The following is a 12,884-nucleotide window of genomic DNA, read 5'->3' on the forward strand; positions in this document are numbered from 1 at the left end:
GCTCATTAGGGGCGCGGATAGTCCTGGCTTAACGGATGAAGCTGGAGCTCGTCGACTACCATATGCTTAGGTGCACCTGCCATGTAGACAATCGCTTCCGCTATATCTTCCACTTTCAGCCAGTCTGCTTTAGCGGGGTCGCCTTGCTGACTATCCCCAAAGAATGTATCAACTTTACCAGGATTAACAGTGCCTGCCCTGATGCCATAAGAACGGACTTCCTGGGCGACCGATCCCATGAACCCTTGGACAGCATACTTAGTTGAGGTGTACAGAGCGCCCCCTTCAGGAATCGTGTAACGCGAAACATCCGATGCCACGGTCAAGATCGTGCCAAACTGTTGGTGCTTCATCAGCGGGAGTACTGCTTTCGTCGTTAGAAAAACACCTTGAACATTGATGTCATGCGTTTTTCTCCATTCTTCGACTGTCACATCTTCAACGGCTTTAAACTTGCCGACACCGGCATTGTTGATCAAAATATCTACACTCCCATAGGCATTCTTGGCGGCTTGTACCACTTGCTCGACATCATTTTCATTACTGACATCGCCTGAGAAAGATAATACATGTGAATAGCCTGCCTGTTTTAAAGCATTTCCTGTGGCATGGATGTCTTCAGAACTTCCGAGCAGCGCCAGCTTAACACCTTGCTCTGCAAACTGCCGAGCTACCTCTTTGCCTATACCTCGTGAAGCCCCTGTAATAATTGCTGCCTGTCCTTTTAACATGCGGACTCATCCTTTCCATCATGATTATGTTCGTTCCGGTTTTATTTCAGTTTTCACCTTGTATTCCAAGTCGAACAAATCACGGCGGCGGTCCCTAAGCTGTCTGACCGTCCCTGACTTTCTTTGGCGGCGCAGAACTTCAAGGTCCACATCTCCTACCACCACCGTCTCAATGTTAGGGTTACATTCGCCTACGATCCCGTCGCGAGCAAATTCAAAATCTGATGGGGTGAAAATGCCAGATTGAGCGTATTGGACATCCATATTCTCCACTTGTGTCATATTCCCTACTGTACCTGCAATCACCGTGTACACCTGATTTTCAACAGCGCGGGCTTGTGCACAATAGCGGACACGCAAATACCCCTGACGTTCATCCGTACAAAATGGCACAAAAATGATGTTTGCCCCCTGATCGACTGCATAACGGGCGAGTTCAGGAAACTGAATATCGTAACATATTTGGATGGCTATTTTTCCACAATCCGTGTCGAATACTTTCACGGCATCTCCCGGCTGGATCCCCCACCATTTCTTTTCATTTGGCGTCACATGGATCTTATACTGCTTTTCTATTGTGCCATCCCGCCGGAATAAGTAAGATATGTTGTAAATCTGCTCTTCTTCTTCCACAAAGTGAGAACCACCAATAATGTTGACGTTGTATTTTACAGCGAGATGCGTAAACATTTCGATATAGTCTTCCGTGAATGCGGAAAGCCGTCGAACCGCTTTGGCCGGTACTTTTTCTTCCAAAAACGACATCAATTGTGTCGTGAATATTTCAGGAAATACGGCGAAGTCAGAGCCGAACTCAGCCGCCACATCAACGTAATACTCACATTGCCGGGCAAATTCTTCAAAGGAATCAATGTCTTTCATCATATATTGGACCACCATGATGCGGACGGGATAACTCGTTTTAAAATGGCGCTTCGAACGAGCTTGATAATCAATATTGTTCCATTCCATCAAGGTGGCATATTTTGAAGACATGACATCATCCGGCAAATAGTTAGGGTTGATCCGCATGATACTAAAGCCATTCATAATCTGAAAGGTCAATACAGGATCATCGATTTTATGGTTGCGAACTTCCTCTACATATTCTCTTGGGGTCATATCTTTTTCATATTTATGATAATTCGGTATGCGTCCCCCGATGATGACACTTTTCAAATTGAACGCTCTTGCCAGATCTTTTCTGGCTTCATAAAGCCTGCGTCCAATTTTCATCCCGCGAAACTTTGGATGGACCATCACTTCAATCCCATAAAGATTGTAGCCTTCTTCATCGTGATTTGTAATATAACCTTCATCTGTAATATCATCCCAAGTATGCTTATCATCGTATTCATCGAAGTTCACAATCAGACTAGAACAGCTGCCAATAATTTCATCATCGCATTCGACAACGATCTGACCTTCGGGAAAATGGGCGAGGTGACTTTTCAAATGCTCTTCTTTCCATGGTTCCATATTTGGAAAACATAACGTCTGCAACTTTAATAACTGCGGAATATCATCCTGGTTCATGTTTCTGACAATCAGTTTCTTTTCAAATTGTGATAAATCCAGTTTGGACATATTAGGAGGTCCTTTCTCAAAATTAACCTTTATTATTATCCTACTGAATAAGAATAAATCCTGTCCAGTTTCTAGTATTATCCGTACGATTTTGACGTGTGTGGATTGATTTGTTAGACATCCCTCGCTATCATATTAGAAAGAGGTGGGCATTATGGACGGCTTTGAAAAACGAAAACGCAAAAAAATGAATAATATCCTCCACTCAGCATTCTCGCTTTTCACCAGGCACGGCGTACAACGCGTCACCATTCAAGAGATTGCCAGGGAGGCCGAGGTTTCTCAAGTTACCATTTACAATTATTTTGGTGGTAAAGAGCAACTAGTCTTTGAAGCGATTAAAACTCATATTACAGAGCAGGCGGATCAGCTGACGTCCATTATCCAACACCCACAGTTATCCTTCATGGATAAGCTGATGAAAATAGCGCATGACATTCAGGCAACAACTGATGGCACGGCTGTGGATTTTATCCAATCGATGAAAGCTGATCGAACTGATATTGGACAATTCATGCATACGTTTGTTCAGGAATATATCATGCCTTTACTAACAGGTTTTGTTGAAGAAGGAAAATCATCTCAGTACATCGACTCTTCCCTATCTAATGAAGCCGTCATCAGCTACTTCGTCACATTTTATCAACATATGGCCCGCACGCCTAAAAAAGAAGATCCAAGAGGTCAAAACAAATTCTCAAACGATTTAACCCATATGTATGTAAACGGGTTAATCAAAAATAGCTAAGCCGTACGGTATCCGAAGCTTATTGCATCGATCGCTTCTCGTGATAGTGGCGGTAGCGGTCAGAAAATTCCTCCATGCGCTTTCGATTGACACCAAAGTCATAATAACCGACACGAGAAGTAGAACGAAATTGAACCAAGCCTGCCTGATCATCAAAATAAAATTCAACATCATCTTTAAATCTAAACACTTCCGACAAAAAGACAACGTGTAAGCACGCTTCATGCTCCTCTATGATGGCCTCCTGAGCCATTTTTTTATAATTGTTTTAACGGCTTCTTTTGTCTGATCCAAACCTCCTATAAACGGTAACGGCATCATTTTCTTCTTGTGTTCTTCCATTTCTAGCGTGGAGACACAGTTTGGTGACGTCGGACAAGCAGCTAACCTATTTTTGCACGATTGATTGCTCATATGTTTTCCCCCTTAACTCATTCTCCTATATGTATTCACTAAAGACACCATTAAAAAACACCCCAGCACAAATACGCTGGAGTGTATGTTCCTTAATTGGGTTGAAGTTGCTTTGTATCATGTTGATGTTTGTTCCCTTTGGATGAAGGCTTTTTTTTATCCTTAGCTTGAGCTGCTCCTTTGTTACGTTTATCACTTTTCTGATGATCAGGGTTTTCACCAAGCGATTTGTTATGGGAAGGGCGTGAACCTTTAGTCGGTTTACTGGGAGCATTATGTTTGGCTTTATCGTGGTGTGGAAGGTCTAGCGGTTTACTTTCCGGTTTTTTATCCAGCCCAAGCGCCGTATCCTGACGAACTGTGTTGGGGAATGACTTGGTAACTTGTCCCTCTTTGTCTTTCTCGTTGCGATTTAACACGTGATGTCTTGAGGTTGAAGAAGCTTCAACCGGCATTTGCTCGTGTATAGGGTCCATACTGGATGAAGTGTCTGGCTGATTATCGCTACTTTTTTCCAAATCGGGCTCAGTAGAGGGCTGACGCTTTTCCTGATAAAAAGATTGAATGATGGCTTTATCGTCATCTTCTACCTCCACAGATGAAGATTGGACATCAGCGGTTCCAGACTGGTCTTCAAGCGTATTAGCCATGATCTCATTCATGGACTTATTTTCACTTTTAGCTTGTTCATGCAAGTCTTGGGGCACTTCAAAACTGGCTACAGTCATCCCAAGCGAATGTGTAGTGAGATACTGTTCCATGTCTTGGGATATATCCGAAAGATTGTCATGACGATCACGCAAGTAACTTATCCCAATCAAGATACGTTTCTCACCCGTAATAAATCCTTCGTCTTTGCTTAAATTGATGAGATCGAAAGCAATCGCTTCTACTGAACGCCCTTGCCATGCACCCAATTGATCCACGATCGTTTCTGCTTCCTTATTGACTGCGATTACATTCATAACTTCTTTATTTTGATTTAATTCAATTCCAATACTCGGGTTTATGTCAATGTTGACGTAGGCATAAGCCTGATCTTTATGGTACCACGAATATAATGGGATAAAAGCGATGAGAAGAATAACCGCTAAACCTGCAGCTCTCACGCTTCGATTCTTTACCCACATTGTAGGTTTTATCATCATGCGGTTCAGATCAGGCAGCGGCTCAAACCGGGTTTCTTCGCCAATGTCGCAATGCTTGACCGGTTTAGCCTTATGGAACGCACCGTCTTCAGTCATCAAAATACTGTAAAGGCGATTATGTTCCATGATAATACCTTTCCTCACAAACCCACCCCCTTGATATAATCTTTTAGATATACAAAATCTCCATCAAGGATAAGCACGATAGCTAAAATGAATTTTCGATTGCGCTCTAGCGTTTTCTTGCTTACTTCGACACGATCGACTAAATCTTTCATCGGAATGCGCCCTTTTTCCAGCACTCTGTCACGCAATCGCGAATCATTATAAATGGTACGTGCTATTTGTACAGCAGTCTCCCTGGCGTCACGATGCTTAGGAGAAGATTCTGTCAACTCCTCGAATGAAAGCTTGTACGCGCTTAGGCACTGCTTGAATTCCTTGATTTCTTCCCGACGCTGTTCAGCTTCAGCTGCTTTCTTATAATTGTCTTTTGCTGCAGCAATCTCCGAAGGGTTCTCCATTTGTTCTTCATCATAGTATTCGTCATCAAGAGAAGCAACGACTGGCTGCTTCATTTCATTGCGAATATAATCGATGACTTTGCGCTTGATGACGAGTTTGGCAAATGAAAGAAATGAACTCCCCTTAGTGGCAGAAAAAGAATTGATAGCTTCATCAAAAGCCAATAAGCCAATACTGTACTCATCGTCGGAATTCGGATCAATATATCTTTTGCATACTTCAGAAACACTCTTGGCGATAAAAGGTTGATATTGTTTTAATAACTGGTTTCTTGTTTCCTCATCTCCCGATTGGGCTAGACGCACATAATCTTCCAGGGAGGTGTCATTTCTGGCAAACAAACGTCCAATCAACCTTTATCACCTCCAGTTGTTAAAAGTTTCGACAGTTCATTTAGGTTTTTGGGTGTATTTGGATGTAATTTTTCAAATCAATTACAATATCATTTCAACCTGACACATTTCTGAAGTATGCTTCGACATTCAAAGTGAGTTTTTAAGGTGGTATTATCGAACATTGCCATCTTACCTAAAACAACGTCTTATATCTAGCACAAATCATTTACATTTTATTAAATAAACATTGCAAAAAATGGGCGGTTTTGCTTACGCCCATTCAAATAAGCATGCCACTTAAGACATGCTTTTCGTTTTCCAAAAAAACAGTGTATAACAGCTGAATTTAAGTCATGTCAGTGGTATGTCATCCTCCGCTCCTCTCCTTTTCAGGCAGAAATGAACGTCTTTACTAAAATTAAGCGCTATCCAATCGCTACGCGCGCACGCTTTTAGCGTGCAAACCATCCCACTCCTCATTCTGACAAACCATCATGCCTCCTTTTATTCCCGAGTATTATAGGTCTTTTTAATCACGAGACAACTTGACTTGAGGTAGTTTATAAGTTGATTTAGTCTACCCCTATTCTCCTGCGCAGCCACTGAATGACGTTTATACCTTCCAATATCAGGATACACACATGTAGTGGAGCACCTTAGAAGGAGGCATCTTATGAATGGTGTTTTATTAAATTGCAGTACGAGTAAAAGTTCTGACTCAAGTGCGGAAGAAAAGTGGCTGACTGTCTCCGCCCGCATCTTTCATTCTGAACAAGTTGATCTCCACCGCTTTCATTTATCCGATTATGATTTAACTTCCGATTATACAAATGAGCGGGAGGGGTGGGGATATATTTTTGGTAAAATAAAAGCAGCAGATATGATTATCTTCGCAACATCTGCCGATGAAGGAAAGATAAATAGTGTGGCTTCTCAGTTAGTGAAGAGGCTGCACACTCACCAGAATACACCGAATCAAAAAGGTCAATCCCTCTTCTATAATAAGATAGGGGGCGTGATTGCCAGCGGAAATAATGAAAATGAGTCATGCTCGGCTTCACAGTCTTTTCTATACCATATTTCTTTGCTCGGCTTTACGATTCCGCCTCACGCTAACGTATGTGGAGAAAAACTCTCATCTCAGGCTCACGAGTCTCAAAATCATTATACAACGGCCTCCCAACAAATAGAGCGGATGACTTACAATGTGATTCACTTTGCAGAAATCCTTAAATTCCACCCGATTCCCGTGATAGGAAACACACTCAAAAAATAACCATCCATGGCCATTTTATTAATCGGCCTCTGGATGGTTATTTTTTTCATGATAATAGTCTATTGGAACAGCTAACCCCACTCGCCCTTCAACATCATGATCGAGCGTGGCGAACACAACGCCTATCACTTCTCCTTGATCATTTATCACCGGGCTTCCGCTATTACCTTTATAGATGGGTGCCTCTAGCATGAGGACTGGTTTAGTCCAATCTTGTATCTCAGTATAATCAATGATCGTTCCTTCGTTGGCTATCCCTGAAAAACGCAGGGGATTTCCAATAAAATAAAAGTGCTCATCTTCTCTGAACGTCGTCTCCTCAGCTAAATCAAGGTGAGGAAGATTCTCGCCTTGAACATCTAGAACGGCTAAGTCTATCTCAGGATAGGAGTGAATAACCTCAGCTTTGAATAACCCTTGTTCAGGGAAGGCGACCGAAATGCGTCTCTCATTTTCAATGACATGGTGGTTTGTTAAGATTTGGCCATCTGGCGTATATGCAAAGCCGGTACCTCTTCCATCACTCGTTTCAACCACAACGACTGCTTCTTGATAGCTATCGATTGTATCATTGGTGGAGAGTTTGGCAGAGGTCATTAGAAAATCGGCCGCGGGTATTGAAAATGTTTTAGGGATTACAGCGGCTATATTAGCAGTCATGACTATGGCGATCAACCAAAATAACCATTTAGGAAAAGGGCGTTTCGGTTTCTTTTTTTCTTCTTTTTCTTTGTCTAAAGCCTTACGTTTTTCTTCTTGAACCAGTTCATATAATTCTTCTTCATCCAACTCTTCATATAAATCTTCATCAATGATATCCTGCTTTTCCTCATCTCTATCCATGAGCCACCCCCTCTGACGCCATGTTTATCAAATGGCTGCAACATCCCATTTGCCTTGCTGCATCTGATACATGTGATAATATAGTCCTTCTTCGGCTAATAGTTGTTCATGATTTCCTTTTTCTACTATTGTACCATGATTCAAAACAAAAATTTGGTCAGCTTGCTGGATTGTAGAGAGGCGGTGGGCAATAACAAGAGTTGTTCTCCCTTGTTTTAAAACGCCGAGCGCCGTTTGTATCATGGATTCTGTTTCGGTATCTATATTTGACGTCGCTTCATCCAGAATCAAGATGGCTGGATCAAAAGCGAGCGCACGTGCAAACGAAATGAGCTGACGCTCCCCCATGGACAAAGATTCTCCTTTCTCTTTTAAAGGGGTGTCATACGTATCAGGCAATTGCTTTATGAAACGGTCAGCCCCTACGGCTTTCAACGCGTCCACAGCCCGCTCACGTGAAATGAGAGGGTCGTTCATCGTGACATTTGACACAACCGTACCAGAAAAAATGAACGGGTCCTGCAGGACAATCCCCATATGGCTCCGTACTTGTTGGCGGGACCAATTCAAGATAGAGTTTTGATCGATTGTAATATCTCCTTCCTGTGGGTCGTAAAAACGGAACAACACATTCATAATTGTACTTTTTCCAGATCCAGTGTGCCCAACAAACGCAGCTGTCTGGCCAGGTTCAACCTTGAAATCTATATCCTTAAGGACATAGTCATCTTCTTGATAACCGAAGGAGACAGCATGAAAGGCAACTTCCCCTTTATACCGATTGATCTCGTCTCTGCTCACTTCTTCTCCTTCCTCATCAAGTAACTCAAACACGCGCCTTGCCGACACACGCGCTTGTTCGAGCAGAGGAAGCTGGTTAACCATTTCGGTAACAGGCTGAAATAATCGGTTTAAGTAGTCAACAAACGCGTACAAGACGCCTACAGTCACAATGCCTTCAGTTCCTAGTGAGGCTGAACCGAAATACCAGAGAAACGCGACAAAGGCTATATTCCGCAGTACATTTACCAGATTGAAGGATGTGAGTGCACTTAATTTAATCAGCTTGCGCTCATAATGAAAATGCTCCTCGTTCAACTCTTCAAATTCTTTTGATACTTGATTCTCTTGCCGAAAAGCCTGAATGATGTTCATCCCTTGGATCGCTTCATTGATATTGCCATTCATATCCGTGACCTTGGCCCGTATAACATTCTGATACTTTCCGCCATAATGCTTGTAGAATTTCATCCAAAGGATAATTAGCGGCACTACGCATAAACAGATCAGCGCTAACCGGACATCCAATAAAAACAAGGCAACAAAAATACCGGTCATATAAAACATACTGCTCACGAAGGTCGCCAGGACACGCACGTAAAGCTCACGGATTGCTTCTGTATCATTTGTTACTCTGGCCACCACTTTGCCTGCTGGCTGGTTGACAAAATAATCGATTGGCAGCCTTTGAAGGTGAGCGAATACATCATCCCGCATTTTACGAATAATGCGATTCGACGATTTCTTCAAAATAAACGTGTGGGCATACTGAAAAACGCCTGCAATTAAAAGCAGAACCACGTACAAGCCCAGCCAAAAATAGATAGCTGGTTTTTCTGGTGCAAAGAACCCGTACAACTCGGTCATTGACAACCGTTCTGCATCGAATGTGGACGTCTGCTCAGCTGTCGTAATGCTCACTTGGCCATTAGCAAACGTTCTTTCGCCTGACAGGGATGCAGCTTCATTCAGAAAATAGTAGTCCCGGCCCACTTGCATAATGGTGACCGTATCTAATACGTGCTCGTTATGTTCAAGGCGATCATCCCGCTTATACATGTTACCGTGGTAGCTGACTGTGAAATCATCCTGTTCGGCCACCTGGTGCCATGCACCCTCGATTCCAACGATGTGCTCATCGATCAATCGTTTGGCAATGAACGGTCCAGTCAATTCTAGACCGACAGCAAGGATGAGGCATATTAACCCGATGAAAATCTGTTTACGGAATAACCAGGCATAGTGGAACAATGCACGCTCCGTGGAAGCATTTTTCATCAACCTCTCTCCTTTCCATCAAGCTGCTGCAATTTAAACTGTACCTGGTACCAGCCGTTTTGCTGCATTAACTCTTCATGTGTACCTTCTTCGACAATTACACCGTCATCCAGGACGATAATATGATCAGCATGGGCGACAGCGCTTAGCCGATGAGCTGATATCAACGTTGTTTTGCCTTGCCGCTCCTGCTTTAAATGCTTGATAATGTTTGCTTCAGTCTTTCCATCAACAGCTGAGAGTGCATCATCCAGGATAAGGACTTCAGGATCCATGATGAAGGCACGGGCGATAGACACACGTTGTTTTTGACCGCCAGATAATGTGACACCGCTTTCCCCGACCATGGTGTCTAAACCGCGAGGCAGCGCTTTAATGTCATCGGTAAAATGCGCCAGTTCCAATACCCGGAAAATGTCGTGGTCCCCTGCCTCCTCTTTTCCAAATTGGATATTTTCCCGAATCGATTTGGAAAACAACACGTGCTCCTGCGGAACGTAACCTATCCATGAACGTGTCTGTTCAAGGGATAATTGGTCGATAGGTGTGTGTGCTGTTACCATTAGAGCCCCCTCCGGTGCAGGGTACTCTCGTAAAAGTTGTTTAAAGAGTGTCGTCTTACCTGCACCTGTTTTTCCAACGACTCCGAGTGTCTGCCCCCGTTCTACAGACACATTAATGTCTTTTAGTGCAAATCCCTTGCTACCAGGGTATTGAAAAGAAACATGCTTAAACTGAATCTTTTCAGGTTTAGTCAAAACAGGAACAGGTTCTGGATCCTCAACATCCGGCCGGTAATCCAACGTTTCATTAACCCGGTCCAATGATGCGTTGCCTCGTTGCATCACGTTTATTAATTCACCTACAGCAAACATCGGCCAAATCAACATACCTAAATAAATATTGAATGATACCAGTTCTCCCAGCGTCATCACATTTTGAAAGACTAACGAAGCACCATACCCTAGTCCAATCGTGTAAGATAAGCCCACCAGAATTTGAATCGTCGGCTCAAACAGGGCATCCATCCGCGCAACTGCCACATTTTTTTCATAGACATCCTCTGTCATCTCTTGAAAACGATGTTCATCCTGACGCTCCTGCACAAACGCCCGAATCACCCTCACCCCTCGTACGGACTCCAGCACATCATTGTTCATATCACCAAATGAATTCTGTGCTTCTGTAAATCGTTGATGGATTACGGAACCGTAACGATTCATGACAAATGCCATGATGGGGAGCGGGATAAGCGCTGCCAACGTTAACTGCCAGCTAATGGACAGGGCCATGACGGCGATGATCATAAACATGAATACCGTGGAATCCACCAGGGTTAAAATACCGAACCCTGCTGTCATTTGAATCGCCTTCAAATCATTTGTCGCGCGGGCCATGAGATCCCCCGTACGATATTTGGAAAAGAACGTCGGTGTCATTCTCATTAAATGGTTCATCAGACGCGTGCGCATATTGCGTTCGAGAATCATCGCCCCTCCAAATAACATGTAATCCCACCAAAAGGTGATCATGTAGCTGATCACCATCAATCCGAGATAGAAACCGATCAACTCTAACAAGCGTTCTGAAGTCAGCGTATTGAATTGGATAGAATCGATCGCCATCCCAATAAGCTTCGGTGGAATAACGTCAATTACACTGACTAAAATCAAGGCAATGACTGCAAACAAATAACGTTTCCAATACATTTTAAAAAACCAGTTTAATTTAACGAGCACACTCAACATCCCATCATCTCCTTTCTAACCAGCCTGCGCACACGCTTCTTAAAGAAAGACACAAAAAAAGCATACGTCCGTGACGTATGCGTATGCTCGGCAATGCATAAAAAAAGCCACGACGGATGCGCGGCCTGCAATGATTTAATGAAACACCTTAACCATTGATTTGACTAGGATATACGAAAGGCCACGCGATTTTGTTTATGAAGATGATGATGATCGATCATGACATGTTCCATTGTGCGTGACCTCCTTTTCGTTAATGATTATATATTATATAGTTTCCACAAATTTAAAGCAATACAAATCGTTGAAATTTTTTGAAAAAAGTTATTTTACGGTTGAGCCTATGTCCCAAGCCATGTTGTGACCAAACAGGATCACTAAAATGAGCACACTGATAATGACGATTACAAACACGATGGACAACGATCGGGACACATTAGCCCGTTGTACTTCTTCCCATCGGACGGGTCGAATACCACTCAACGAAAAAATGATGACGGCTGCCAGCATAATGGACATTATGTTTAATGTTACCAACAAAAACGCACCATAAGCGTATGACAGCATGCCGTCCCCTAATGACATGCCAAGTGCAACTGTAGGCGGAAGCAGCGCAACCGCAACCATGACACCGACTAAATTACCCGATAACCGCTTCAAAAATGCAAGAGCACCAGCTGCCCCTGCCGCCACCCCCAAAAATAAATCAGATACTTTCACTTCGGTTCGAGATAAGTATTGATCAGCTTCCATGCCCGCTTCAAATAAATAGCCAAAAAGGACCGATATGATGACAATGATGCCGATACCATAAAGCGACGTTACAGCTGACTTCCCCAGCAGCTTGTAATCCCCAAGCACTGAGGAAAACGCTGCAGCGATCACCGGCCCGATCATCGGGGCTATCACCATCGCACCAATTACCACAGCTTCGCTATCTTTTATAAAACCGACGGTCGCAACAATCGCTGATAATAAAATGAGCAATGAATAATTCATTGAAATATGACTGTTCTTTTCAGCTGCGGTAATCAGTTCATGACGACTGGCCCTTAAAAGCTTGGCTCGTTCTCTTTCGTTTTCCTGCGCCTCTTCCTCTGGGTTATTTACGGTGTCTTTCGAAAAATAAGCCCTGACCGGAATGAGCATCGTCTCGAACCCTTCTATAACATTGGACACTTCCTCGAGATGATTCAATATTTCTTCCACATCATTAGTATCAACCAAAATCCTAAGTAGTTTCCGCTCTTCCGATTCATTTGAAACCCAAATGGACTGATGATCAAAACTCAACAGTTTTTCTTTTACTGTTTCATAATGATGCTTAGGAACATAAACTTCGACCAATTGCAGCTCCATACAGCTCGCCCTTTCAGTTACACGATTATTATATTTTTCCGTTATTCTTCATTTCTATCCGTGTTCAAGGAGGATTGTATAGCATTACTGCTCATAAAATCAGTGTGTCTTC

12 protein-coding genes are annotated in these 12,884 nt (G+C 43.0%); 2 read left to right on the forward strand and 10 right to left on the reverse strand.

The features are described from left to right. Positions 1 to 5 precede the first annotated feature (5 nt). Both HOP45_RS10815 and HOP45_RS10820 read right to left on the reverse strand, forming a co-directional pair. On the reverse strand, positions 6 to 731 hold the full coding sequence (locus HOP45_RS10815; protein ID WP_181349307.1) for an SDR family oxidoreductase: 726 nt from the start codon (positions 729 to 731) through the stop codon (positions 6 to 8). A 24-nt stretch (positions 732 to 755) separates the two neighbouring features. Next, complete coding sequence (locus tag HOP45_RS10820; RefSeq protein WP_181349308.1) at positions 756 to 2,318, reverse strand: bifunctional GNAT family N-acetyltransferase/carbon-nitrogen hydrolase family protein; 1,563 nt, start codon at positions 2,316 to 2,318, stop codon at positions 756 to 758. 154 nt (positions 2,319 to 2,472) lie between these two features. On the opposite strand from HOP45_RS10820, the gene HOP45_RS10825 reads away from it, so the two are divergent. Next, entirely contained in the window at positions 2,473 to 3,066 is a 594-nt protein-coding gene (locus HOP45_RS10825; RefSeq protein WP_181349309.1) for a TetR/AcrR family transcriptional regulator, read from the forward strand. Positions 3,067 to 3,085: 19 nt separating this feature from the next. Here the strand turns inward: HOP45_RS10825 and HOP45_RS10830 are convergent, their stop codons facing one another. The 4 genes from HOP45_RS10830 to sigI all read right to left on the reverse strand — a co-directional run bounded on the left by HOP45_RS10830 (position 3,086) and on the right by sigI (position 5,506). Beyond that, entirely contained in the window at positions 3,086 to 3,319 is a 234-nt protein-coding gene (locus HOP45_RS10830) for a DUF1499 domain-containing protein (protein WP_181349310.1), read from the reverse strand. Beyond that, the gene (locus HOP45_RS10835) at positions 3,298 to 3,480 is read right to left on the reverse strand and encodes a DUF1499 domain-containing protein (RefSeq protein WP_181349311.1); all 183 of its coding nucleotides are present in this window, start codon (positions 3,478 to 3,480) and stop codon (positions 3,298 to 3,300) included. The genes HOP45_RS10830 and HOP45_RS10835 overlap by 22 nt, the downstream gene beginning before the upstream one ends. 92 nt (positions 3,481 to 3,572) lie before the next feature. Next, a complete protein-coding gene (locus HOP45_RS10840; RefSeq protein ID WP_181349312.1) occupies positions 3,573 to 4,772 on the reverse strand; it encodes an anti-sigma-I factor RsgI family protein in 1,200 nt (399 codons plus the stop codon). Then, entirely contained in the window at positions 4,769 to 5,506 is a 738-nt protein-coding gene (gene sigI / locus HOP45_RS10845; RefSeq protein ID WP_181349313.1) for an RNA polymerase sigma-I factor, read from the reverse strand. Before sigI ends, HOP45_RS10840 begins: the two co-directional genes overlap by 4 nt. 655 nt (positions 5,507 to 6,161) lie before the next feature. Here sigI and HOP45_RS10850 point away from each other — a divergent pair. Next, a complete protein-coding gene (locus tag HOP45_RS10850) occupies positions 6,162 to 6,764 on the forward strand; it encodes an NAD(P)H-dependent oxidoreductase (RefSeq protein WP_181349314.1) in 603 nt (200 codons plus the stop codon). Between the two features lie 18 nt (positions 6,765 to 6,782). Here the strand turns inward: HOP45_RS10850 and HOP45_RS10855 are convergent, their stop codons facing one another. The 4 genes from HOP45_RS10855 to HOP45_RS10870 all read right to left on the reverse strand — a co-directional run bounded on the left by HOP45_RS10855 (position 6,783) and on the right by HOP45_RS10870 (position 12,772). Further along, entirely contained in the window at positions 6,783 to 7,607 is an 825-nt protein-coding gene (locus HOP45_RS10855) for a S1C family serine protease (protein ID WP_181349315.1), read from the reverse strand. A 27-nt stretch (positions 7,608 to 7,634) separates the two neighbouring features. Then, positions 7,635 to 9,665, reverse strand: a complete 2,031-nt coding sequence (locus HOP45_RS10860) for an ABC transporter ATP-binding protein (RefSeq protein ID WP_181349316.1) — start codon at positions 9,663 to 9,665, stop codon at positions 7,635 to 7,637. Continuing rightward, positions 9,665 to 11,413 carry an ABC transporter ATP-binding protein gene (locus HOP45_RS10865; RefSeq protein WP_181349317.1) on the reverse strand — a complete coding sequence of 583 codons (1,749 nt, stop codon included), beginning with the start codon at positions 11,411 to 11,413 and terminating at the stop codon, positions 9,665 to 9,667. Before HOP45_RS10865 ends, HOP45_RS10860 begins: the two co-directional genes overlap by 1 nt. A gap of 324 nt (positions 11,414 to 11,737) precedes the next feature. Continuing rightward, positions 11,738 to 12,772 carry a TIGR00341 family protein gene (locus HOP45_RS10870; protein ID WP_181349318.1) on the reverse strand — a complete coding sequence of 345 codons (1,035 nt, stop codon included), beginning with the start codon at positions 12,770 to 12,772 and terminating at the stop codon, positions 11,738 to 11,740. Between the last annotated feature and the right edge of the window lie 112 nt (positions 12,773 to 12,884).

The organism is Thalassobacillus sp. CUG 92003 (assembly GCF_013618635.1).
GTDB lineage: Bacteria > Bacillota > Bacilli > Bacillales > Halobacillaceae > CUG-92003.

Bases quoted from the DNA above. Each gene is read 5' to 3' on its own strand.
- HOP45_RS10870 (WP_181349318.1), bottom strand. From the start codon at position 12,772: ATGGAGCTGCAATTGGTCGAAGTTTATGTTCCTAAGCATCATTATGAA.
- HOP45_RS10850 (WP_181349314.1), top strand. From the start codon at position 6,162: ATGAATGGTGTTTTATTAAATTGCAGTACGAGTAAAAGTTCTGACTCA.
- HOP45_RS10830 (WP_181349310.1), bottom strand. From the start codon at position 3,319: ATGGCTCAGGAGGCCATCATAGAGGAGCATGAAGCGTGCTTACACGTT.
- HOP45_RS10815 (WP_181349307.1), bottom strand. From the start codon at position 731: ATGTTAAAAGGACAGGCAGCAATTATTACAGGGGCTTCACGAGGTATA.
- HOP45_RS10825 (WP_181349309.1), top strand. From the start codon at position 2,473: ATGGACGGCTTTGAAAAACGAAAACGCAAAAAAATGAATAATATCCTC.
- HOP45_RS10855 (WP_181349315.1), bottom strand. From the start codon at position 7,607: ATGGATAGAGATGAGGAAAAGCAGGATATCATTGATGAAGATTTATAT.
- HOP45_RS10865 (WP_181349317.1), bottom strand. From the start codon at position 11,413: ATGTTGAGTGTGCTCGTTAAATTAAACTGGTTTTTTAAAATGTATTGG.
- HOP45_RS10835 (WP_181349311.1), bottom strand. From the start codon at position 3,480: ATGAGCAATCAATCGTGCAAAAATAGGTTAGCTGCTTGTCCGACGTCA.
- HOP45_RS10860 (WP_181349316.1), bottom strand. From the start codon at position 9,665: ATGAAAAATGCTTCCACGGAGCGTGCATTGTTCCACTATGCCTGGTTA.
- HOP45_RS10820 (WP_181349308.1), bottom strand. From the start codon at position 2,318: ATGTCCAAACTGGATTTATCACAATTTGAAAAGAAACTGATTGTCAGA.